At 33.2% G+C, this 21,608-nt stretch carries 22 protein-coding genes and 2 pseudogenes; 16 read left to right on the top strand and 8 right to left on the bottom strand.

Annotation, left to right across the window (positions count from 1 at the left end; all coding sequences use genetic code 11):
• Positions 1 to 35 precede the first annotated feature (35 nt).
• From Q3V31_RS27305 to Q3V31_RS27315, 3 genes are read left to right on the top strand one after another with little or no spacing between them, the layout of a single operon-like run.
• Positions 36 to 1,298: an MFS transporter gene (locus Q3V31_RS27305; RefSeq protein ID WP_088009906.1), complete on the top strand. Its 1,263-nt coding sequence runs from the start codon at positions 36 to 38 to the stop codon at positions 1,296 to 1,298.
• Positions 1,299 to 1,354: 56 nt separating this feature from the next.
• Complete coding sequence (locus Q3V31_RS27310) at positions 1,355 to 2,221, top strand: ABC transporter permease subunit (protein ID WP_033656737.1); 867 nt, start codon at positions 1,355 to 1,357, stop codon at positions 2,219 to 2,221.
• A 1-nt stretch (position 2,222) separates the two neighbouring features.
• Positions 2,223 to 3,224 carry an ABC transporter permease gene (locus Q3V31_RS27315; RefSeq protein ID WP_090813369.1) on the top strand — a complete coding sequence of 334 codons (1,002 nt, stop codon included), beginning with the start codon at positions 2,223 to 2,225 and terminating at the stop codon, positions 3,222 to 3,224.
• Between the two features lie 44 nt (positions 3,225 to 3,268).
• Here the strand turns inward: Q3V31_RS27315 and Q3V31_RS27320 are convergent, their stop codons facing one another.
• Together Q3V31_RS27320 and Q3V31_RS27325 are read right to left on the bottom strand one after the other, a co-directional pair.
• Positions 3,269 to 4,969 carry a pyruvate oxidase gene (locus tag Q3V31_RS27320; protein ID WP_016129386.1) on the bottom strand — a complete coding sequence of 567 codons (1,701 nt, stop codon included), beginning with the start codon at positions 4,967 to 4,969 and terminating at the stop codon, positions 3,269 to 3,271.
• An 81-nt stretch (positions 4,970 to 5,050) separates the two neighbouring features.
• Positions 5,051 to 5,788 (bottom strand): ZIP family metal transporter, encoded by a 738-nt coding sequence (locus Q3V31_RS27325; RefSeq protein ID WP_329767533.1) that lies wholly within the window; start codon positions 5,786 to 5,788, stop codon positions 5,051 to 5,053.
• A 154-nt stretch (positions 5,789 to 5,942) separates the two neighbouring features.
• Here Q3V31_RS27325 and Q3V31_RS27330 point away from each other — a divergent pair, with 154 nt between their 5' ends.
• Positions 5,943 to 6,809 (top strand): MBL fold metallo-hydrolase, encoded by an 867-nt coding sequence (locus Q3V31_RS27330; RefSeq protein WP_001184094.1) that lies wholly within the window; start codon positions 5,943 to 5,945, stop codon positions 6,807 to 6,809.
• Positions 6,810 to 6,976: 167 nt separating this feature from the next.
• Here Q3V31_RS27330 and Q3V31_RS27335 read toward each other — a convergent pair whose 3' ends face one another.
• On the bottom strand, positions 6,977 to 7,918 hold the full coding sequence (locus tag Q3V31_RS27335) for a nucleoside hydrolase (RefSeq protein ID WP_033656579.1): 942 nt from the start codon (positions 7,916 to 7,918) through the stop codon (positions 6,977 to 6,979).
• A gap of 15 nt (positions 7,919 to 7,933) precedes the next feature.
• Positions 7,934 to 8,536, bottom strand: a complete 603-nt coding sequence (locus Q3V31_RS27340) for a DUF2441 domain-containing protein (protein WP_001005799.1) — start codon at positions 8,534 to 8,536, stop codon at positions 7,934 to 7,936.
• Between the two features lie 229 nt (positions 8,537 to 8,765).
• On the opposite strand from Q3V31_RS27340, the gene Q3V31_RS27345 reads away from it, so the two are divergent.
• The 6 genes and pseudogenes from Q3V31_RS27345 to Q3V31_RS27370 form a co-directional block, all read left to right on the top strand.
• Positions 8,766 to 9,251, top strand: coding sequence for a DUF2798 domain-containing protein (locus Q3V31_RS27345; RefSeq protein ID WP_001143408.1), 486 nt, complete (start codon positions 8,766 to 8,768; stop codon positions 9,249 to 9,251).
• 178 nt (positions 9,252 to 9,429) lie between these two features.
• Positions 9,430 to 9,855, top strand: coding sequence for a DMT family transporter (locus Q3V31_RS27350; RefSeq protein ID WP_329767534.1), 426 nt, complete (start codon positions 9,430 to 9,432; stop codon positions 9,853 to 9,855).
• Between the two features lie 18 nt (positions 9,856 to 9,873).
• Complete coding sequence (locus tag Q3V31_RS27355; RefSeq protein WP_000369001.1) at positions 9,874 to 10,566, top strand: Crp/Fnr family transcriptional regulator; 693 nt, start codon at positions 9,874 to 9,876, stop codon at positions 10,564 to 10,566.
• A gap of 19 nt (positions 10,567 to 10,585) precedes the next feature.
• Positions 10,586 to 11,056, top strand: coding sequence for a DMT family transporter (locus tag Q3V31_RS27360; protein WP_329767535.1), 471 nt, complete (start codon positions 10,586 to 10,588; stop codon positions 11,054 to 11,056).
• A 91-nt stretch (positions 11,057 to 11,147) separates the two neighbouring features.
• A pseudogene (locus Q3V31_RS27365) lies at positions 11,148 to 11,321 on the top strand (alpha/beta fold hydrolase); the annotation flags it as partial.
• A gap of 81 nt (positions 11,322 to 11,402) precedes the next feature.
• Positions 11,403 to 11,719 (top strand): annotated as a pseudogene (locus Q3V31_RS27370) (GNAT family N-acetyltransferase); the annotation flags it as partial.
• Positions 11,720 to 12,166: 447 nt separating this feature from the next.
• On the opposite strand, the gene Q3V31_RS27375 reads toward Q3V31_RS27370, so the two are convergent.
• A complete protein-coding gene (locus tag Q3V31_RS27375) occupies positions 12,167 to 12,637 on the bottom strand; it encodes a DinB family protein (protein ID WP_001091989.1) in 471 nt (156 codons plus the stop codon).
• Positions 12,638 to 13,274: 637 nt separating this feature from the next.
• On the opposite strand from Q3V31_RS27375, the gene Q3V31_RS27380 reads away from it, so the two are divergent.
• Genes Q3V31_RS27380 through Q3V31_RS27390 form a run of 3 tightly spaced genes read left to right on the top strand, consistent with a single transcriptional unit; the run spans position 13,275 to position 15,080 of the window.
• On the top strand, positions 13,275 to 13,775 hold the full coding sequence (locus Q3V31_RS27380; protein ID WP_033670161.1) for a sigma-70 family RNA polymerase sigma factor: 501 nt from the start codon (positions 13,275 to 13,277) through the stop codon (positions 13,773 to 13,775).
• Positions 13,765 to 14,787 (top strand): anti-sigma factor, encoded by a 1,023-nt coding sequence (locus tag Q3V31_RS27385; protein WP_071734175.1) that lies wholly within the window; start codon positions 13,765 to 13,767, stop codon positions 14,785 to 14,787. The genes Q3V31_RS27380 and Q3V31_RS27385 overlap by 11 nt, the downstream gene beginning before the upstream one ends.
• The gene (locus Q3V31_RS27390) at positions 14,769 to 15,080 is read left to right on the top strand and encodes a hypothetical protein (protein WP_071734177.1); all 312 of its coding nucleotides are present in this window, start codon (positions 14,769 to 14,771) and stop codon (positions 15,078 to 15,080) included. The genes Q3V31_RS27385 and Q3V31_RS27390 overlap by 19 nt, the downstream gene beginning before the upstream one ends.
• Before the next feature lie 157 nt (positions 15,081 to 15,237).
• On the opposite strand, the gene Q3V31_RS27395 is transcribed toward Q3V31_RS27390, so the two are convergent.
• Positions 15,238 to 16,059, bottom strand: a complete 822-nt coding sequence (locus Q3V31_RS27395; protein WP_071734179.1) for a class I SAM-dependent methyltransferase — start codon at positions 16,057 to 16,059, stop codon at positions 15,238 to 15,240.
• Between the two features lie 43 nt (positions 16,060 to 16,102).
• Positions 16,103 to 16,543 carry a MarR family winged helix-turn-helix transcriptional regulator gene (locus Q3V31_RS27400; RefSeq protein WP_000182278.1) on the bottom strand — a complete coding sequence of 147 codons (441 nt, stop codon included), beginning with the start codon at positions 16,541 to 16,543 and terminating at the stop codon, positions 16,103 to 16,105.
• A 545-nt stretch (positions 16,544 to 17,088) separates the two neighbouring features.
• Here Q3V31_RS27400 and Q3V31_RS27405 point away from each other — a divergent pair.
• Complete coding sequence (locus tag Q3V31_RS27405) at positions 17,089 to 17,496, top strand: GNAT family N-acetyltransferase (protein WP_000850343.1); 408 nt, start codon at positions 17,089 to 17,091, stop codon at positions 17,494 to 17,496.
• Between the two features lie 66 nt (positions 17,497 to 17,562).
• On the top strand, positions 17,563 to 18,216 hold the full coding sequence (locus tag Q3V31_RS27410) for an MBL fold metallo-hydrolase (RefSeq protein ID WP_000401483.1): 654 nt from the start codon (positions 17,563 to 17,565) through the stop codon (positions 18,214 to 18,216).
• Between the two features lie 132 nt (positions 18,217 to 18,348).
• Here the strand turns inward: Q3V31_RS27410 and Q3V31_RS27415 are convergent, their stop codons facing one another.
• Positions 18,349 to 18,966, bottom strand: coding sequence for a TetR/AcrR family transcriptional regulator (locus Q3V31_RS27415; RefSeq protein ID WP_329767536.1), 618 nt, complete (start codon positions 18,964 to 18,966; stop codon positions 18,349 to 18,351).
• Between the two features lie 120 nt (positions 18,967 to 19,086).
• Here Q3V31_RS27415 and Q3V31_RS27420 point away from each other — a divergent pair, with 120 nt between their 5' ends.
• Positions 19,087 to 21,321: an MMPL family transporter gene (locus Q3V31_RS27420; RefSeq protein ID WP_329767537.1), complete on the top strand. Its 2,235-nt coding sequence runs from the start codon at positions 19,087 to 19,089 to the stop codon at positions 21,319 to 21,321.
• The last annotated feature ends 287 nt before the right edge of the window (positions 21,322 to 21,608 follow it).

Consider the following 21,608-nt stretch of genomic DNA (forward strand, 5'->3'; position numbering starts at 1 on the left):
ATAATACTATTTTGTCGATAGAAAGGATATTACGTATGAAAGAAATGCTACAGTTATTTCGAAACAAAGTGTATGCACGTTTTTTTCTAGCAAATATTTTAGAGAGACTAGGTTCTATGATTGCCGGAATTTCTTTAATGTTTTACTTGTTAGATCAATACGGAAAACAACCAGTTTACGCAACGATGACGCAAATTATGATTGCATTACCTGCACTAATCTTTTTTTTATTAGTAGGGACAGTAGTGGATCGATTTGATAGACAACGTATTTGTACGGTAAGTAATATATGTTGTTCAATTTGCAATATCGGAATTCTAATTTCGCTTTATTACGGGATGATCATACTAGTCTTTATATTTTTATTTTTGGAAAATGCATGTATCCAATTTTTTTCTCCATCAGAACAGGCAATGATACAGGGAGTAGTAGAATCAGACCAATACGGTGCAGCGGCAGGTATTAATCAAATGGTAAATAGTTTATATGCTTTATTTGGTGTAGGGATTGCGACGATGGTATATTGGACATTTGGAATTTACGGGAGCATTTTAGTAAATACGTTCACCTTTATTGCGAGTGGTATTTTGATTCAAACGATCTCAATTCCAGAAAAAGTTCGTTTGCCAAACGGTAGAACAAAATGGAAAGAAGTTAATTTGAAGATGTTAATAACAGAGTTTAAAGAGGGGATTAGATATATATACCAAAATGAAACTTTAAAAAAATTACTTTTAGGATTTATCGTATTTGGACTACTAAATGGTATTTTAAGCGTATCCACTACTTACATATTAAAATACAAATTAGCGCCAGCAACATATGAAAGCTTAGCAATGGTTGGTGGAGTAGTTGGAGGAATCTCACTACTAATTGGAAGTATAGTAGCAACGAGTATAGGTAAGAAATATGCACCAAAATCTATTATTGTATTTGGGATGGCGGGCTCTGGGGTCTTCTTCGGTATGTGTTACTTTGTAAATCACGTATGGTCTTTCTATGTATGTATCGCTTTTGCGACTTTCTTTTTACCGTTTATTAATGTTGCAATATCGGGCTGGATGTATGAAATTGTAGAAGAGTCATTCATGGGACGTGTTCAAAGTTTACTTAGTCCATTAACGACAGGATTCCAGCTGCTATCTCTCGGTGCGATAGCAATGTTGTTCCCAAAATGGATTGGTGCAGATACATTGTATATTATTTTATTTGGTTTATTATTATTTGTTACGTGTTTATATCAAGCTATTTTACCTAGTGGGAAGAAGCAAGTGCAGGGTATAGCTGAAGAGATGTAACATATGTAGGTTTTTATTTCTGAATATTCTTTCGGATTGTAAGGGGGGATAGAGTGATAGTGATGCGAGTTGCTAAATGGTGTGGGATTACTTGTTTACAACTACTAGCTGCAATCTTATGTATAATCTGCCTAGGGGCACTACCGCGTTTATTTAAGGGATTACAAATTGATTTAATTGGTTTTTGGAACACAGTTGTGTTTCTTGGAGAGAAGTTACTTCAACCAGGTGAAATTACGTATGGATTTCGGAATTCAAGAAAGTTATTTCCACAAATATGGATTCATTATGTAGAGACAATGTTTGTATTTATTTCGGCATTTATACTATCTTTACTCATTGCGTATCTTATCGTTGTGTGGGTATTACAGCGCTCTCAATCAAAGCAACGTATGTGGAATGGGGTTTTCGTCGCACTTGAAAGTATTCCGGACATTTTATTAATCTTACTATCTCAACTTCTAGTAGTAATAATCTTTCAAAAGACAGGTTTTATGCCAGTGAAATTTGCAGGACTTGGAGAGGAAAGGGCTCGCCTGTTACCAATAATATGCCTTACTTTACCTACAACATTATTATTTATTAAGTTACTACTATTACGTTTCAGAGAAGAATTAGAGAAAGATTATAGTATATTTGCAAAGAGCAAAGGACTAAGTTTAAGACATGTTTTGACGCACCATATTTCAAGAAACGTCTTGTTAACAACAGTCTATTATGCAAAAACGAATATTTTATTTATGTTATCAAACTTATATATTATTGAATGGCTGTTTAATACGTACGGTATGTTCGTTTTCGTGAAAGAAAATCCAAAATTAGAAATATTTACAGTTAGTTTAGTTATATTATACGTACCGCTTTTTATACTATTTCGTTTATTACATACGCTTTTACAAAATATTATAAAGGAGCGTGTGTAACATGTGGCAACTTGTAAAAAGAGATGTGAGATTTTGGCTAGGTGTTACTTTTTTGAGTGTACTAATGATTGTTAGTATTGGAAATACGCTGTTTTTCGATGGGAATATTCGTGAACTAACGATGATGTATAACGAAAAAGGAGAATTAGAGGCTGCTCCGTTTTCACCGTCGAGTAAATTTTGGTTTGGAACTGATGAGAAAGGCCGTGACCTGTTCCAGTTAATAATTGAAGGAGCGAAATGGACAGTTGGTGCCAGTATCGTTATCGCAATTTTACGTGTAGTAATTGGCGGAACTATTGGTTTATTACTTGGTATGTACAGTAAACGTTCATTTCCAGTTATCTCATCTTTTTTTGATCCGTTTAGTATTGTACCGATGATTATGATTTCCTATTTTATGTTAAATGAAGTTTTAATGTTTGAAAGCGGAGAGGAGGCTGCTCCGTTACATTTGCGGGTTGCGTTTCAAATTATAGTTCTTGCTTGTCTTGCTGTACCAACTGTTATGTTGTATGTAGCGCAAGAAGTAAAACGTATTAAGAATGAAGAATTTATGTTGGCGGCCACTGTGCTCGGCGGGAGTAAATGGCAGAGGTTGAAACGCCATGTATGGCCGCATATGCTACCATCATTTCTTTTATTAGTAGCCCAGCAATTTGTAAGTACTTTATTACTCCTCTTGCACCTTGGTTTGTTAGAATTATTTTTTGGCGGAACAATAATTTTTGGTACAGATGCAGATAGTGTAACAAAGGAATGGACTGGCCTAATTGGTCAAAACTTCCGTCACTTAACTACTCATACATGGATTGTACTTATACCAATCGCTTTCTATAGTATGACAATTTTGTCAGGAAATCTGATTAGTAATAGTATGCAAGATGCGATTAAGCTAGGAAATGTAAGAATGCCGAAGAGGAAGGATAAAGAAGTGAAAGTAGAGAAGCAAGTACAACCTACTATAAATGATTTTTCTTTCTATAAAGAGGTACAAAAATAAAGAAAGATAGCTGAAGACAAATTGTTTTCAGCTATCTTTTTTGTTTAAAGTGGTGGTAAATCAATCTTACCTTCTTCAAATAATTCTTTTATCATATGTTTCGTATAACCAGCTGCTTGACCAAATGTGATTTTTGCTGGCATTGGTGCTTCATTTACATCTACAACTACATCAATAATGCATGGTTTACTTTGTTTTACCGCATTTTCAAAGGCAGGAAGTAAGTCATCTAACTGTTCGACGCGGTATCCAATACCACCGCACGCCTCTGCGTATTTTGCGAAATCAGGATTCGTTAAGTCTGTACCAAATTCAATATTCCCCATAACTTCTTGTTCGAATTTAATCATAGCAATTTTATTATTGTTTAATACAACAACAACGATTGGTAGTTTATATTTAACAGCTGTTACGAAATCATTCATTGTCATTCCGAATCCGCCGTCACCACAAACTGCAAACACTTGTTTATCCGGGAAAGCAATTTGTCCAGCAAGTGCACCAGGTAAACCGCAGCCAAGTGTTGCAAGCCAGCTAGAAATGATAAATTTCTGGTTTGTCATACGGAAGTGCCTTGCCGTCCATACTGTTACATTTCCAACATCTACTGAAAGAATTGCATCATCTTCTGCTACTTTCTGCAGTGCATGCATAACTCGTTGTGGTTTAATTGGAGTAGAAGAGTCTTCTTCTTGGGTGTGTAATTTTTCCTCCCACTTTTTCATCATTTCTTGATGGTGCTCTAAGAAGGAATGGTCCTCGTGTTTTTCTACATTTTCAATTAACCATTTTAATGTTTTATCAGCATCACCAGCTAAGCCGATATCTGTCGTATAACGTTTCCCGATTTGTGCGGGGTCTGTATCAATATGAAGTGTTTTTGCTTTTTCGGGTAAGAAACCAGTAAACGGATAAGAAGTACCGACCATAATTAAAGTATCTGCATGCTTCATCGCTTCATAAGAAGGTTTCGTCCCGATTAATCCCAATCCACCGATACAAAGAGGGTGTTCATCAGGAACAATTCCTTTAGCTGGTAATGTAAGTACGATTGGAGCGCCAATATGTTCTGCGAATGCAAGTAAAGATTCTCTCGCATGTTTAGCTCCTTTTCCAGCTAAAATAACAGGTTTTGTCGCTTCATTTATTGCGAGTTTCGCTGCATCTAAATCTTCTTTTTGCGGAAATAGCTCAGGCAATGTAAAAGAAGTGTTTGTAACACGAGCACCATTTTTTACTTCGAATTTCGGAACATCATCTGGAATAGTAAGAACGGATACACCTTTTTTCGTATATGCCATACGAATCGCTTGATTCACTACAGCAGGTAGTTGTTCAGCTGACATTATTCGTTGGTTATAAACCGCAACATCATCAAACATTCTTTCTAAGTTTACTTCTTGGAAAAAATCCGTTCCGAGTAAATCGGTTTCTACTTGTCCTGAAATTGCTAGTACAGGAGCTTGATCGAGTTTTGCATCATATAAACCGTTTAATAAATGGATAGCCCCAGGTCCTGCAATAGCCATACAAACACCAAGTTTTCCTGTTAATTTCGCATAGGCTGCCGCTGCTAACGCACCAGCTTCTTCATGGCGAACTTGAATAAATTTAATTTTATCTTGTTTTTTTCTTAAAGCCTCAATTATTGAATTGATGGAATCTCCAGGCATACCATATATGTGTTCTACTCCCCAGTCAATTAATAAATCAACTAATGCTTCACCGGCTGTTTTTCCAAACATAATTGTTCCTCCTTATAATAGGTAGATAACATTATGTTTTGGAGAAAAAGGAAAAATATACAAATGATAAAATTTTTATCTTTAATGATGACCGGCGAATAGTGTAAATACTGTTATTAGTAAAAATCCACTAACTGCCCACGTTAGAAATGTAAGGAAAGAGAGCTGTTTCTTAGCTTTCCAAAGCATTTCGTGAATTGTGACATAACCAAGTGAACCGATAGCGCTTCCCATAATGAGTCCTTGTAAATGAAGAGCTTTTCCTTCCATCAAAATTCCAAAAACCGTACCGGTCCCGAGAATAAGAGAAAGTAATAAAGTTGTTAATAGAAATGAAATATATTTATGCTTTGTAAAGAGGAAGGGGATAATTAAAGCTAATCCTTCTGGAATATGGTGAACGACAATTGCTATTAAAAAGGGAATGGCAGAGTCATTATGATTTATAAAAGCTGTTCCTAGCGCAAATCCACTCGGTATATTATGAATAAATATAGCGAAAGAGAGAAAAAGGAAAGTCTGCCATGCTTGTTGATCTTTCTTATGTATATTCGGATGATGGCAATAGTTATCTAATAAGCTCATAACTAAAATACCGATAGCTATCCCAAGTATAGGACCTATTATTTCATAGCTTGAAAATGTTTCAGGAATAATTTCAAGTGATAATAAACCAAGTAAAATCCCACCACATAATGCGTATAAGTGATGCATCTTTTCTTCAATTAGTTGACGTGTTGCAACTCCAACAGCGCCTCCTAATAGTAACCCGCCGAATGAAAAAAACGTAACAATCATTGGAATCCATAATCGTTCCATCGTATCACACTCCGATTCTTCCACTTATTTTTAGCTTACGAAAAGGAAAGTTAGATTAGTCCAAGTAATTGTGTTTGGTTATAGAGAAAAAACTAGCAATTCGTTATAATTTATATATTGAATTCAAGTGGAAAGATGAAAAGGGGAATTGATTATGCAGCAAATTAAAAAAATAGGAAACTCATTTTGGTATATGACACCTGTTTCTGAAACAGATAGACCAATATTAGGAATGGTCGTTGGAAAAGAAAAAACTTTAATGATTGATGCAGGGAATTCAGAAGAACATGCACAATTGTTTTTAGAAATGCTAAAAGAACAGAATGTATCAAATCCTGATTTTGTAGCATTAACGCATTGGCACTGGGATCATATTTTTGGATTGCCTGTACTACAAAATACATTAACTATTGCACATTCTGAAACGAAAAAAGAGATGCAGACACTAGTTTCATATGAATGGACAGATGACGCATTGGATGCACGAGTAAAAGAAGGTACTGAAATTGAATTTTGTGCGGAATGTATCAAAAAAGAGTTCAGTGAAAAACCAAGAAATATTAAAATTATTCCTCCGACCTTAACGTTCCAGGACCAACTTGAATTAGACCTTGGTGAAGTGACATGTGTGTTAAAGCATGTGGGCGGAGATCATGCACATGATTCCGTTGTTATGTACGTTAAAGAAGAAAAGATTTTATTTTTAGGAGACTGTATATATGCAGATATTTTTTCTTCGAAATGGAACTATACGACAAAACGAACGTTTACATTAATAAAAGAATTAGAGAAATTTGATGCTGAAACTTATATTCTTTCTCATGGAGAAGCTATAGACCGGGCTGAATTTTTACAAGAAATTCATTTACTAAAAACAATTGGAACTTATACAGAAGCTCATAAAGGCGATGAAGAGAAGATAAAGGTAGCGTATAAAAGAGAGCTAGATAGAGAATTAAATGAGGAGGAACTAGAAACAATAACGTTTTTTGTAAACGGTTATGAAATGATTAACCTGTAAAACGCAACTCTAATCAAATAGCATTAAACTGCACAAAAAGAGTATTGAAGTTTACTTCAATACTCTTTTTAATAAGTAAATATTAAGCCGCAGCCAATTTGAAGCTTTTTTGTAGGCCCATCATCTGAAGTTATTCGACTTTATTTATTTTTCGTATAGATAGAATTTCAAGTAGAAGCTTTCTTTGCTAATTCAGTTATATAGTTGAAAAAACTATTGTGGTTTACATCATAAACGACATTTACAGGTCGCCCATCATCAGTTTCCACTGTACGCCCTTGGCTAGGTCCGTATGTATGAACAATACTATTAATCGTTTGTACCTTTGCAAGATCAGCTTTCCCAACAAATGCAGCAGTTAATACATCCCACAAATAGTAAGTAGAATTAGTTGAAAAGTGAACAAGAGGAGGAACCATTGCATAGCATTGACCAAGGAAATCAACACCAATATACTTACGCTCTTTTGCCCATTGTTCACGTATGTCTATAGTTAGCGGAACCTGGTTTGTACTTTCTAGAGTTACTAAATCAATGATTATATTAGCATTCCAAACACGAGCTACTGCTTCGGGATCCCAAAATGAATTCCACTCGGCTGTTCCGTCATGTTCCGGCTCGTGTACATTGCCTGCAGTACGAAATGTACCGCCCATCCAAACGAGACGTTCAATTTTATCTTCGATTATGGGAGCTTCATACAATGCACGAGCAAGATCAGTTAGGGGCCCTGTAAATAATAAAGTTGTTTTTCCATCAGTTTGTAGAAGAGTTTCTATTATATGATGATGTGCAGGTTTAGCAGCTGCAGGTGTTACAACTTTTCCAGACTCATTTAAAATGGGTAAAGCATCAACATAAAATGCATGCATCCGCCAGTCTTTTGGAAATGGATTTTTCCCACGAGAGTTTGATGCCGCTACTTCAATATTACTTTTGCCGAAGCGATCGATAATTTTACGACTTGCAGACATTGCTGGTTCTAAATAGCAATCTGCTGGGATAACAGATACACCAGTAAGTGCAATGTTTTCCATTTGAAGTAATAAAAATAATGAAATTAAATCATCTACACCACCATCATGATTGAAGTACACTTTTTTCATCATTTTAATCTCCATTCTTTAAATTTTAATTGATGAAAAATCATCAATAATTTCCACCACTTCAATCTCCCCATTAATGAGTAGTTCAGGAAGATCATTTTTAACATTTCCTTTCCAATACTCTTTAGCTTGTTCGATTTTTTGAGAGAAAGAGATACCATCTTCCTTCGGTAAAAGAGTTCCGTCACCTTCAAAAGAACTACCAATCACTCGTAGTTTAACAATCTGTAAAACTTCTCGATTGTAAGAATCAAATAATGCTTTCCATTTCAAAGCATCTTCATAGCTTTTGGAAGCATATAAGCAAGACAACCTTGAAGGGTATTCAGGATATTCTTGCAGCCTAACCATTTCTACAATCGTTTCTCTAACCGCTCTTATTGTTTGATCCATATAATTCATAACTACTTGAGCATTTTCATTATTTATATGTAATCCGTCACTTTTATAATGATTATTTAAAATTTTTATGCCATCTTCACCGTTAGAATTTAATTGTTCTCTTTCAAAAAAGAAGTGATATAGAGTATTAGTTTGATTTGTATCGAATTGAATGATTTGTCCGATTTTCATTTCTTTCCTTGTAACGATGTGATATGCGTAAAATTCTGATTCATTCATGGGTATCCTCCTAGTAGTAATTATCGAATATTGTAATGTTAAATTTAGTAATTCAACATTGAAATATATAAAACCTTTATAAGTAAAGAGCTATAAAGTAGGGGGATTTGAGTGAAGAGTGAAAAAAGTACATAGGAGCGTTTTAAAAAAGTTCACAAAATGTTCACTTACGAAGAGGTTTCCAATATCGATATAATGACAAAGACTCGAAGAGAAGGGATGATGAAAATTGCCAACAACAAGAAAGGAAAACCTCCAATTTGGCATGATGATGTGTCTAGGGATGGTTATCGTAATGACATTTTACAATTTATTAATGAATGGAGCAGGAGGGCCAATTCATTTTAAGGAGATCGCATTAGAACTAATTATTGGATTTATTATTGCGCTATTAATTGAAATATGTATTGTTGGGCCCTGTGCGAAAAAAATTGTATTCGCGTTACCGTTTGATAAATCAAAGAAAATAAATATTATCGTTGCGATGGCGACAGTAATGGTAATTGGGATGGTTTTCTTTATGTCATTTTACGGAATGGCTATGATGTATTTACATGGTGGACTACACGGAGATTCGTTTGTTTCCATTTATTTTTCAATCTTTATGAGGAACTTTATTGTAGCGTATCCATTACAATTAATGATTATGGGGCCACTTGTGCGTTTCTTATTTGGAAAGTTTGTTTTGAAGAATAAAGGTGTTAATGTAGCATAGTTTTAATTATTAAAATATAATATATAAATAAAACGTTTTAATACATCTCACATATTTTGAGATGTGTTTTTTCTTGTTGATTCTAGTTATTTTCAAACTGATGTGACATTTGTCCTTTTGCCTTTATAGGATTATAGCTTTTAATTAAGTCAGAAATAAAAGATTAGGAGATGATTTTTTGAAAGGTATTATATTTGCTGTTTTTGCGGGTGTATTTATAACACTTCAAGGAACCTTTAATGCGAAACTTAGTTCAGATATAGGTATATGGTCGACGAGTATTATGACGCATTTAATTGGATTTTTCATTGCAACAACTATATTTTTGCTAAAGAAAGAAGAGAAAGTAACGGATTTAAAGAGTGTAAAAAAAGTATATTTAGCAGCTGGTGCACTAGGTGGCTTGATTATTTGTGCAGAAACAATGGCGATATATTCAATGGGAGTTACATTAACAGCTGGAACACTTATGGTTGCTCAATTATTAACAGCTACTGTTATTGAAATGAAAGGATTATTTCATATAAAAAAGATACAAATGGAGAGACACCATATTGTGGGAACAATAGTAATGATTTTAGGTATTGTTGTGTTTAATATGTAAGGAAAGAAGGGACTGTAAGTGGATAATAAATTAGACTTAATAATTCAATATTTGAAAGCTTATAATATGCTTGGAATTTTTTCAGGAATAAGTACTGACAATTTTCAAGTAAATCATTTTGAAAAAGGCAAGCTTATTTGCGATAAAGATGATGAAATTAATCGTTTATATTTTGTTGTTAAAGGCAAAGTAAAAGTTTACACGATTACACCAGAAGGAAAGAAACTAATCCTTCGCTTTATCAATCCATTAGCAATTGTTGGTGATATTGAATTAATACAAAATAGCAAAGCACATAATGTTGTTGAAGCTTGTTCAGATGTTGTAGCAATCTCCATTACTAATACAGTTATTAGAAATAAGTTATTACATGATCCTATATTTATGATGTTCTTGCTTGAAAACATTGCGAACACGTTAAAAATATCGACTCGTTTTACAGCTCTAAATTTACTTTATCCGGTAGAAGTACGTGTAGCTAGTTATTTACTTTCGATTTCAACGGATAGTAATGGGAATATGTATAAAGAGGATTTAGATTCAACTTCTGTATCAAGTATTGCAGATTTTATAGGGGTAAGTTATAGGCATGTAATTCGAGTTTTACAAAAATTTTATAGTGAAAAATTAATTGAAAAGAATAATGGAGTTATTGTAATTAAAGATTTTTCTAGAATGAAGGAAGTTGCTAAAGATAATATATATGAGTAATGAAGGGGAGAGAAGGATTATGATTGGATTTAGTTTAGCTATATTAGCTGGAATATTAATTAGCTTACAATCTGTTTTTAATACGAAAGTGAATGAAAATGTAGGACAGTGGTTAACAACTACATGTGTTCTTGGAATAGGTCTCATAAGTTCTGTTTTATTTTATATCATTACAGAGAAAAGTATAAGAGTTAACTTTTATACTACAAATTATTTATTTTATATAAGTGGATTGTTTGGTATCGGATTAATTATTTGTATAATGGGTGCAATAAAGAGTTTAGGTCCAGCTTATACGGTGCTCATTAGCCTTATTACTCAATTAGTTGTTGCGTTATGCATTGATACATTAGGATTGTTTGGAATGGAGAGAGTACCTATACAAAAAAATAAATTAATTGGTATAGGTCTATTAATTGTAGGGGTTGGAATTTTTAAAAATCTTTTTTCGGATAAGAAAGTTAGTACTATAAGTGAGGATAGGGCCTAAAGAATTTAAAGGAAATAGGTGTTAATAATTAGAACATATACATTTAGATAGTAGTAAATGAGCGATAAGGAGAGAAAATAAGTGATTCAGTACACGTGTCATTGTTGGAGCGTATGACTATAATACTGGTGTGGAAATGAGTAAAAGGATAACGAGTCATATGAAAAATAGTAAACTTATTATATTTGAAAATAGTGCACATTTTCCAGATATCGAAGAAACAGATAATGTATGTGAAGCGATTATAGAGTTTTTAGAAATATAGTATAAAAACAAAGAGAGGATTAATTATTGGAATATTGAGTTATATAAGGTGTGAATTATTTATAGATGGGGAGGATGCAATATGATTGAATATAGAAAAGCAAGACTAGAAGATATGCAGGGGATTATTAAAGTGTGTTCAGATGGCTATAGAAATACATACCCAGGTTTGTTGCAAGTGATAATGGAGAAATACTAGGTGCTGGTGGAGGTGGCTTCACTGGTAAAGAAACAGCAGAGTTATTTGTAATATATTTAAATCCAAATAGAAAAAGAGAAGGTATTGGCACAGAATTACTTTCTATTATTACAAATGATCAAATTGAACGGGGTGCAAAGGAACAATGGGTTTCAGTTGCAAAAGATAATTTTATGGGAATCCCGTTTTATCCCGCATTAACGGGCAGTAAAACTCCCACCTCAAAATTCGGCTGGAACAAAGAAGTTAGGTGGGAGATCAACTGCCCGTAAACGCCCGATTGGTTCAACTAATAATCAGTGGGGGATGAACAAAACCCCCACTGATTAAAGTTTCACTTTATGAAGCAGTTGGTTTTATATATCAAGATGAAATGAAAGACCTTCATATGGGCTTCCTGTAAACGAAGATTTCACATCTATTCGATACAAACGTGAGTTAGCAAGCAGCTTAGTTAAAAAATAGGAACAAAAAGCCCTTTTTTATATGAGATCTTATTTGTATAAGCGTAAGCGTCAAATATTCCAGACCTACAATTTGTTAAGAAACAAGAGGCGATTGAAAACCTCTTCGCTAAGACAAAAATACAATAAGCTGTCCGTATGGACAGCTTATTTACATAATTATCGTTATTGGTAGTGAAATTATTAATCCCATATATTTGGTCGTTCAATTTTCATTGTTCTCATATAATCTAACATTTGTCCTGTATGAACACCCTCATGATATGCTATACGCATTAACATATCCCCTAAAGAACGAATATACCCTACATTTGAACGATCAATTTTAATTGTATTTAGATCTTCATTAGAAAAAGAACGAACAGTATCTAAAAATTGTTTGTGATATATCTCAGCAAAATCCAGTTCATCTTCGACAGATAAAAAAGGTCTGTTTTCAAATGGAGAATTATACTCTTTCAGACTTCCCCTATTTTCAATAGCCAGATGATAATAATGCTCTGATTCCAGTACATGCCGAATCATCTCTAAACAAGTCATAGCTTTTTCATCTGGTTTCCAATCCAATTTATCGCTAGGAATCGTTTTCCATATTTTTATACTCCGTCTTCTAACTTCTGTTAAGTTTAATAACAATAAATCAATTGTATTCATTTATATTTCTCCTCTCACTTAGCCTCATAAACAAGTTTACTAAATTTTCTAAACGAATGACAAACATTTGTTCTTACCCATGAATATAGTATTCATATAAGGTTAACATAACGCAACATTATCGGTAGCAAGAAAAAGGCGAATCCCTACTTTCAAGAGGAATTCGCCTTTTTCTTTTTCTATAACCCTATTCATCTTTTTATACATTCCTATCATGGTGCGGTTTTAGGGTTCTCGTTTGTTACTGAATGAGCCGTAAAAATGTATAAAATCTTGCATGCTCTTAGCGTGGATTTTCCCCTAAATACTGGATGAACCCTGTAAAGTAGTATTCAATTTTTTTGATGAATATAGAGCGACCTAAATAATAGGAGCCTCTATCGAAAGTTACTTAGTAATTTTCGATAGAGGCTTTTACTTATAATACTTAATTGTAGTTTTATATCTTTAACTTCGCGGTCGTTTTTCTTTTTTAAGGAATTTACAGTTATAACATCTCATATTTTGTTTATAATTGTAAATAGTTATCAAGATGTATAAATGTTATTTCTTTTTTAATAAATAAAAAATATAAAAAGGAAAAATAATGCAACTTTATAACGCGCTTATTCGTGTTATATATGAAAGGAGGAGGGGGATGGAAATTGAAGAAATATATAAGGTTTATATAAACGATGTGTACCGGTATTTATTTTCCCTTTCTCGTAGCCATCACGTAGCGGAGGACTTGATGCAGGAGACTTTTTATCGGGCGTATCTTTATCTAGAAGACTATGAAAACCAAAAGGTAAAATCATGGCTTTTTAAAGTGGCATATCATACGTTTATTGATTTTGTTAGGAAAGAGAAAAAAGTAGCTTTTGTAGGAACGGAGGAATTAGAGAAAATACAAGCAGGTGAATCTACAGAAGAGTACGTAGTCGCAAAAAATAGTTACGAAAAATTAATTCAGATTATTCATACTTTACCTGAGGTAGAGGCACAAGCTATTTTATTATATGACGTACATCAATTAACGTACGAAGAGGGTGCTTCTGTATTAGATTTAAAGTTAAACACATATAAAAGTCACATACTTCGTGGGAGAAAGAGATTAAAACAATTGTTAAAGGAGGAAAAGAGTCAAAATGACAAATGATAAACCTCATTCTGAAGAAGAAGGTTATAAAGAATTGTTACAAGAAGCTCTTCATCAAAGGCCTGCTTCTCTTCCTGATGGAAAACAGGAGCAAGTGTTGAAAATAGGAAAAAAAAGAGCACGTATCACGAATGTTTTGATTGTAGTTACTTTTTTATTACTTATCCAACCTATTTTATATGTATCTACACTCGCATACTATGCATTTGCACCTACAAACGCAATGGAGATACGGAATGTAGTAAAACAAACGTTAAGTGTAACGGAACCAAATGTATTTATGAAAGAAAGGGACATGGAGCAAACATTGTTACCGCTTAGTTTACAATTGCATTTTGATTTGTATAAAAGGGTAGGAAAGAAAGATATTCGAATAGGCGAAGAGAAAACATATTATTTATTAAGTAAAGCAACGAAAGTAAGCCGTGAATATACAATAGATGAAAAAATTCCAGAAGTCCTATATATAGATAATGAAGTATTATCTCATCCTAATAATTATAATGTGTCTTATAATAGTAGCGAGGAAGCTCAGGTATTAAAAGGTCTTCCACAAGAATCTGTTGTAGAAGCATTTGTATCTTTTAGAGAATTATTAAGTGTACAAGAGGTAAAGAACATGTTTCCTACTATTGATATTGTTTGGTATGCCGTGAATACAGGATTAGAGGAGAAGCAAAAGAATGATGAGGGTCAGTATGTTGCCCCAATTGGCTTTCCAGCAGATCTGATTTCAAGTCTAAGTGGTCCTTTTTTAAGTGACTCACCTCATGAGGAACAATTTATTGATGTGTTAAAGTCATTACGGAAGCATGAAGATTTAGCGGCGAAGCTATCTAGAGCGAAAACATTAGAGTTGTCAAAGCGTATTTCTTTCCTTGAAAAAAATGGGGTAAAAACATACGGGGCAGTTGTAACTGGACCTAAAGGAGAAGTTGAAAAATTGATGAGCCATGAAAAAGTTAGAAACTTGAAAGTAGGTGAAGCGAGATTATGGAATTGGCATTCTTAAAAAAAAGAAAGAGTCATATTTATAAACAGGAAACGTGGATGGGGATTATTTCATTAATTATTGCCTTTCTAGCGTTATTGTATTTGAACATTACATTGCTTATTCAAGAAATATTTATTGGCGAAGGTTTTCGAGAAATAGTTGGAGCTGGATTGATGTGTTCAGTCGTAGGCATGCTCACAAAAAGCAAAAGTCGAAAATATGCATTGTGGGCATGTAGTTTATTTGTTTTTATGATACTGTTTGCTGTATTTGGATTTATGTTAGGTTGGATGATAAGCTTTACGCCATAAATATGTGGAAAAGAGCGAATGTAGATTCGCTCTTTTTTAATGTGTAAAAAGTAAAATAGATAAGAGAAGAACCTATCAAATTTGAAAGGAGAGCACTATGCATCTAGGCTGTGGTTTTGTTGATATGTTTTCCGCTCACGTATAAGCTATAGATTTATCATTTTTCAAACCGCAAATGAACGAATTTCAACATCTTTATTAAATTTACAATCCGCATCATAATTCGTGTACTTCCATCCCAATCTTTATTTGTAGGTATATGTTTAAAGAAAGGGGAGCAGCTTAATATTTTTATGTTAGAAGACCACTTTTCTATTGCCTTTGGATTATTTACGTGAAAATACATCATAGCGCCGTTATTACCAGATTTTTTTACAGTAGCATTCGAAAGTGTCAGCGCGAACTTTGATTCAGCATCAAAATATAACTCTCCTCCAGGAAAACGTTTTGCCATAGCGACAATTATCTCCTTCAGATCTTCTTCTTTAAAGTAATAAAAAACACCGGCTGATATAAAAAGGATACCATTCATTTCGTTAAACTTAATATCGTCAAACCAAGAAGTATCAAAAAATGATTTGGCAATGCTTATATTTCGTGGTGTATCTTCAATTAATGTTTTGCGAAAAGCGATCGCATCAGGCAAATCAAGGTTATACCACTGTATTGTACCGTTATCAACTCTTGAAAAAGTAGTGTCTAGTCCAGAACCGATATTTACTATAGTAGCATTCGGATATTTTATAATAAATTGTTTAATAGTATCGTCTATTTTTCTTGCACGGGTAATGTAAGTGATACATCCGTATTCGCCAAATGTATCTGCTATTTTAGAGAAATCAAAGTCGCATTCATTAATAATACGAATTGCTTCCGTATCATTTAAAATATCCTTATTTTTCTCACTACCATATGCTCGTCCCCATAGGGGGATAAGCATAGTACCTTGAACTGATTGGAAATCTATTTCTTTAACCATGAAATGTCCTCCGTTTAATAATAAAAAATATTTTTATATATGATTAGTCGTTATTTAGCATTTTTGATAGCATTTTATTTGTTTTATACAGTCCGTAAGTTAAATCACGTTGATCTTCTTCATTGAGTTTTTCAAGATTACTAGTGAAATTATTATAAATTTGTTTCCATCTTTCATAATGTGCTTTTTCAGCTTTATCTGTTAGGGAGATTAAAACAGCTCGTTTATCTACTGTATCTTGTTTTTTTATAATGTATCCGTTTTGCTCTAAATTACGAACGGTTACACTTAATTGTTGTTTAGGTATGTTTAAATAACTAGCAATCATTTTTAAATTTACAGCGACTTTTTGCTGGGCAATATACTCAACTATGTGTTGCTCTAAATGTGTAAATTCAGTGGATTTCTCTGATAATAATTTGAAAGTACCTGACATATTTAATAATAAATTCATGTATTCGTTTATTAATTCTTTATTAGTCATTATTTTCGGCGTCCTTTATCGATTTAGTAATTATTTTATTACTATTTTCACTTAAAATCAAATAATAACATTGATATTAGTAAATATTCATTTACTAATATCAATGTTATTTAAATCGTGAGAGATACAGTAGAGAAAAAATTAAAGTTTTTTTATGAGAGGTGAATAGAAAGATTATAAAATATTACTTTATACATAAAAAACTAATGAAGCCAATGTCTTTTTCAGTCATTATACTATTAATAATTTTATGGTAAAATCTTTTACATAATTAAATAAAGGGGTAGTATACTATGGGTTATTTCTCAAATAGTTTATTAGTTTTATTTATTCTTATCGTATGTAGCTGTATGATTTTTGGTTGATAATATAATGATAGTTTTATATAAAAGAAGTTATCTCAGGTGAGGTAACTTTTTTTTATGTTAAGAAGGAATTCTATTTTTGTTATTGAAGTTTGTTCAAGTTAAGTTGATGACGGTCTGAAATTTTTAATAGAGTAATGTAAAAGAAGATACAAATAAATAGGAGAATAGGGAGGGTTTATGAAAACTAAAATAAGCTACACAATTGAACATCCAACAAAATTCAATGAATTATTAGCTTTATATGAATCTTTAGGATGGAATTCTCTAAAATTAACGGTTAATGAATTGGAACAAATGTGTAAACAAAGTTGGTATGTAATATATGTTTTTAAAGAGAACCAATTAATAGGTATGGGGCGTGTTATATCCGATGGTGTAATAACGGGGGTTATTTGCGGTGTATGTGTATTGCAAGAATATCAGTCCATTGGCATTGGAAAAGAAATAGTGGGACGATTAATCCAGCACTGTGAACAAAACAAAGTTATTCCCCAACTTATGTGTGTAGAAAATCTGCAATCTTACTATGAATCTATAGGGTTTGAGGCATTCTCTATTGGAATGACAAAACATATTATAAGATAGCCGGGCTTTATATTTTCTGTGTACTCGTACATATTTTCAAACTTCATTATAAAGGAGAATTGCTGTATGGAGATTGCTAAAGGAGTAGAAATGCTACACCTTGAATTTCAAGAATTTATTATTCACCCAATTCTTTTATGGGATGATGAAATGGCAGTTTTAATAGATACTGGTTTCCCTGGACAATTTGAAGATATACAAGTAGAGATGGAGAGGGTTGGGGTATCATTTGATAAGCTAAAAGTCCTAATTTTGACGCATCAGGATATAGATCATATAGGTAGTCTTCCTGAAATATTACAAAACCTTGGAAGTAATATAAAAGTTTATGCTCACGAACTAGATAAGCCATATATCGAGGGGGAGTTACCTTTATTGAAGGATGCACAAGTACAGAATCCTCCGAAAGGAAAGGTGAGTGATACTTTGATTGACGGTCAAGAACTTCCGTATTGCGGTGGCATTCGTATTCTCCATACCCCAGGGCACACTCCGGGTCATATCAGTTTATTTTTGAAACAAAGTAAAACTCTTGTTGCCGGGGATTCAATGTACAGTGTGAATGGAATGTTAGGAGGAATTCATGCCCCAACAACTTTAAATGTTAAGGAAGCACAGCAGTCTTTGAAGAAGTATTCAAATCTAGATATTGAATCAGTAGTTTGTTACCATGGGGGATTAAGTAAGGGAGATATAAATGCACAAATTCAAAAGCTGTAGACAAGAATGTATTGTTAATCAGTGCTAACGTACAATCTAATTGCTAGTATATAAATAAAACCCTTAAATTATAAAAGAGCATGTTTGAAGAAATTTCAAACATGCTCTTTATTAAATATAATCAATTTAATTTTAATGACTTAACCCATTCCAATAAAAAGAAACGATTTCTTTTGCTAATTCATCTATATTTGCAAGAATAGGATTGTTATTCTCATCTTTAAAATTCCCGATTGATAATAAAGCTACGAAAGCATGGGCAGCTAATTTTGGATTCCCATTAGGTATTTCTTCAATATGCATCGTATTAGCAATTGATTTTTCCAATACTTCATACATGTTATCTTCGGCATTTTTTAGTTCCTTTAATTGCTCTGCAGATAAAGATAGTTTTGCATCTTTCATAAAGTTCTTCATATCAATATCCATCGTTGCGTGTAAGTATACTGTAGCAAAGTCCAATAATCTTTCTTCCAAATTCTTATTTGTAGAGAGGATTTGCTCCATATTTTCTCTTATTCGTACCATCATTTGAATCATAGTAGCGGTAAATAAATCCGCTTTTGTTGAATAGTAATAGTAGACGGTTGCTTTTGTAACACCACATTCTTTCGCGACCTCATCCATCGAAACAACTTGATAATTTTGAGTGAGAAATAACCTAGTTGCAACTTCTAAAATGATTTCTTTTGTAGATTTTGTATTTTTATTTTGACGAGGCCTTCCGAGAGGACGTTGTTTTTGTTCCAACTACATTCGCTCCTGACATTTATGATTGAGATAATTATAACATAATTTTTAATCATACTTGATTAATTAACTGACCAGTATATATAATTAATATTGGAGGGAAAAGGAAGGTGGGTTTTTATGAAAAAGCACCCGTTACATATGTTAGGGAAGATTGTAGCAGGGAAGAATACGCAATGGATAACATTATCGGTATGGATTCTTATTACATTGGTACTTTCATTTACGTTGCCACAAGTAAACAGTATGAAAGAACCGAATCCGAAAAATTTACCTGAAACAGCTATGTCACAGCAAGCTGAAGCACTTATGAAAAAAGAATTTCCTAATAATGCAGGAAATCCGTTGTTAGTAGTATGGCATAGAGATGGTGGATTACAGTCAAAGGATTATAAACTCATACAAGACGTTTATAAAGAATTAAAGGCCAGTCCTTTAAAAGAACAAGCAACATTACCACCATTTGATACAATTCCAGAGCAAGTATTATCAAAAAGCGCATCAAAGGATGGTACATCATTTGTTACACCGGTATTCTTTAATAAATCTGCTGGAACGGATATATTAAAAGGTAATTTAGAAGAGTTACGAAAAATAGTGAATAGCAAAGTGGACGGAGATCCTTTTAAACAAAAGATTACCAGCTCTGGTTTACATGTTCGATTATCTGGACCTGTAGGTATTCAAACGGATGCGGTTAGTTTATTTAGTCAAGCAGATGTGAAATTATTAGTTGCTACCGTATTACTCGTATTAGGTTTATTAATTTTATTGTATCGTTCACCAATTTTAGCAATTTTACCTTTACTTGTTGTGGGCTTTGCATACGGTATTATTAGTCCTACACTTGGTTTTTTAGCCGATCACGGATGGATTAAAGTAGATGCCCAAGCGATATCAATCATGACAGTATTATTGTTTGGTGCTGGAACGGACTATTGTTTATTTTTAATTTCGAGATATAGAGATTACTTGTTAGAAGAAGAAAGTAAATATAAAGCGCTGCAACTTGCGATTAAAGCATCTGGCGGGGCAATTATAATGAGTGCCTTAACTGTTGTACTTGGATTAGGAACATTATTACTTGCTCAGTATGGTGCCTTTCATCGATTTGCAGTACCATTTAGTGTTGCTGTATTCATAATGGGGATTGCTGCTTTAACAATTCTTCCGGCATTTTTATTAATTTTCGGCAGAGTTGCATTCTTCCCGTTTATACCGAGAACGACTTCGATGAATGAAGAGTTTGCAAGAAAGAAAAAGAAAGTAGTAAAAGTCAAAAAATCAAAAGGCCTATTTAGTAAAAAGCTTGGAGATATTGTAGTACGAAGACCGTGGACAATTATAATGCTAACCGTATTTGTATTAGGTGGATTAGCTTCATTCGTACCGCGCATTCAATACACTTATGACCTATTAGAATCATTTCCAAAAGATATGCCTTCACGTGAAGGGTTTACGTTGATTAGTGATCATTTTTCGGCTGGTGAACTAGCACCTGTAAAAATTGTTGTTGATACGAAAGGAAAAGAGCTTCCTATTAAGCAAGAAATTGAGAAATTTTCTTTTGTAAATACAGTGAAAGAGCCAAAAGAGGGAAAAGACAATAAACAGATACAAATGTATGAAGTTTCTTTAGCGGAGAATCCTTACTCAATTGAAGCATTAGATCAAATCCCTAAATTGAAAAGTAGTGTAGAAAAAGTACTAAAAGATGCTGGGATTAGTAATGCTGAAAATCAATTGTGGATTGGCGGAGAAACAGCGTCATTATATGATACCAAGCAAATTACTGAACGTGATGAAGCGGTTATTATTCCGGTTATGATTAGTATTATCGCATTACTTTTACTTGTGTATTTACGTTCAATCGTTGCGATGATTTACTTAATTGTAACTGTCGTTTTATCATTCTTCTCTGCATTAGGAGCTGGATGGATATTACTTCATTTTGGTATGGGAGCTCCAGCAATACAAGGTGCGATACCGTTATATGCATTCGTATTTTTAGTTGCCTTAGGGGAAGATTATAATATTTTTATGGTTTCAGAAATATGGAAAAACAGAAAGAAACAAAATCATCTAGATGCAGTGAAAAATGGTGTTATACAAACAGGTAGTGTCATTACATCTGCAGGTTTAATTTTAGCAGGAACATTTGCAGTATTAGGTACGTTACCAATTCAAGTTTTAGTTCAATTCGGTATTGTGACAGCAATTGGTGTATTGCTAGACACATTTATTGTAAGACCACTACTTGTGCCTGCGATTACGGTCGTTTTAGGACGATTTGCTTTTTGGCCAGGAAAGCTTTGGAAAAAAGAAAAGCAATTACAAAAAGAAGATACTTTATAAAAGAAGGTTGCCGATAAAGTCAGTAAAACTGATTTTTAGGCAGCCTTCTTTTTTGTTTGCTTGATAAAGAATGACCATTTTGAATATGCAACGAAAAATATAGAGGAAATGTAACATGAGGTTCTAAGTGCATCAAAATTTTTCTTATCAGACATAATAATTCGTAAGAAATTCCAATTGAGTGAGGAATTTCTAAAATTATGTATTGTAATAGGATGATGAAAATGTGGGGCACGATTGTTTCTTATGTACCTGAGTGGAAAGTTTTTATACACGCCTTTTTCGTA

The sequence above is a fragment of the Bacillus nitratireducens genome, from assembly GCF_036320425.1.
In the GTDB taxonomy this organism is placed as follows: domain Bacteria; phylum Bacillota; class Bacilli; order Bacillales; family Bacillaceae_G; genus Bacillus_A; species Bacillus_A nitratireducens.

Coding starts and splice junctions, on each gene's coding strand:
- Q3V31_RS27305 (WP_088009906.1), top strand. CDS start 36: ATGAAAGAAATGCTACAGTTATTTCGAAACAAAGTGTATGCACGTTTT.
- Q3V31_RS27315 (WP_090813369.1), top strand. CDS start 2,223: ATGTGGCAACTTGTAAAAAGAGATGTGAGATTTTGGCTAGGTGTTACT.
- Q3V31_RS27320 (WP_016129386.1), bottom strand. CDS start 4,969: ATGTTTGGAAAAACAGCCGGTGAAGCATTAGTTGATTTATTAATTGAC.
- Q3V31_RS27325 (WP_329767533.1), bottom strand. CDS start 5,788: ATGGAACGATTATGGATTCCAATGATTGTTACGTTTTTTTCATTCGGC.
- Q3V31_RS27330 (WP_001184094.1), top strand. CDS start 5,943: ATGCAGCAAATTAAAAAAATAGGAAACTCATTTTGGTATATGACACCT.
- Q3V31_RS27335 (WP_033656579.1), bottom strand. CDS start 7,918: ATGATGAAAAAAGTGTACTTCAATCATGATGGTGGTGTAGATGATTTA.
- Q3V31_RS27340 (WP_001005799.1), bottom strand. CDS start 8,536: ATGAATGAATCAGAATTTTACGCATATCACATCGTTACAAGGAAAGAA.
- Q3V31_RS27360 (WP_329767535.1), top strand. CDS start 10,586: ATGATTGGATTTAGTTTAGCTATATTAGCTGGAATATTAATTAGCTTA.
- Q3V31_RS27375 (WP_001091989.1), bottom strand. CDS start 12,637: ATGAATACAATTGATTTATTGTTATTAAACTTAACAGAAGTTAGAAGA.
- Q3V31_RS27380 (WP_033670161.1), top strand. CDS start 13,275: ATGGAAATTGAAGAAATATATAAGGTTTATATAAACGATGTGTACCGG.
- Q3V31_RS27385 (WP_071734175.1), top strand. CDS start 13,765: ATGACAAATGATAAACCTCATTCTGAAGAAGAAGGTTATAAAGAATTG.
- Q3V31_RS27390 (WP_071734177.1), top strand. CDS start 14,769: ATGGAATTGGCATTCTTAAAAAAAAGAAAGAGTCATATTTATAAACAG.
- Q3V31_RS27395 (WP_071734179.1), bottom strand. CDS start 16,059: ATGGTTAAAGAAATAGATTTCCAATCAGTTCAAGGTACTATGCTTATC.
- Q3V31_RS27400 (WP_000182278.1), bottom strand. CDS start 16,543: ATGACTAATAAAGAATTAATAAACGAATACATGAATTTATTATTAAAT.
- Q3V31_RS27405 (WP_000850343.1), top strand. CDS start 17,089: ATGAAAACTAAAATAAGCTACACAATTGAACATCCAACAAAATTCAAT.
- Q3V31_RS27410 (WP_000401483.1), top strand. CDS start 17,563: ATGGAGATTGCTAAAGGAGTAGAAATGCTACACCTTGAATTTCAAGAA.
- Q3V31_RS27420 (WP_329767537.1), top strand. CDS start 19,087: ATGAAAAAGCACCCGTTACATATGTTAGGGAAGATTGTAGCAGGGAAG.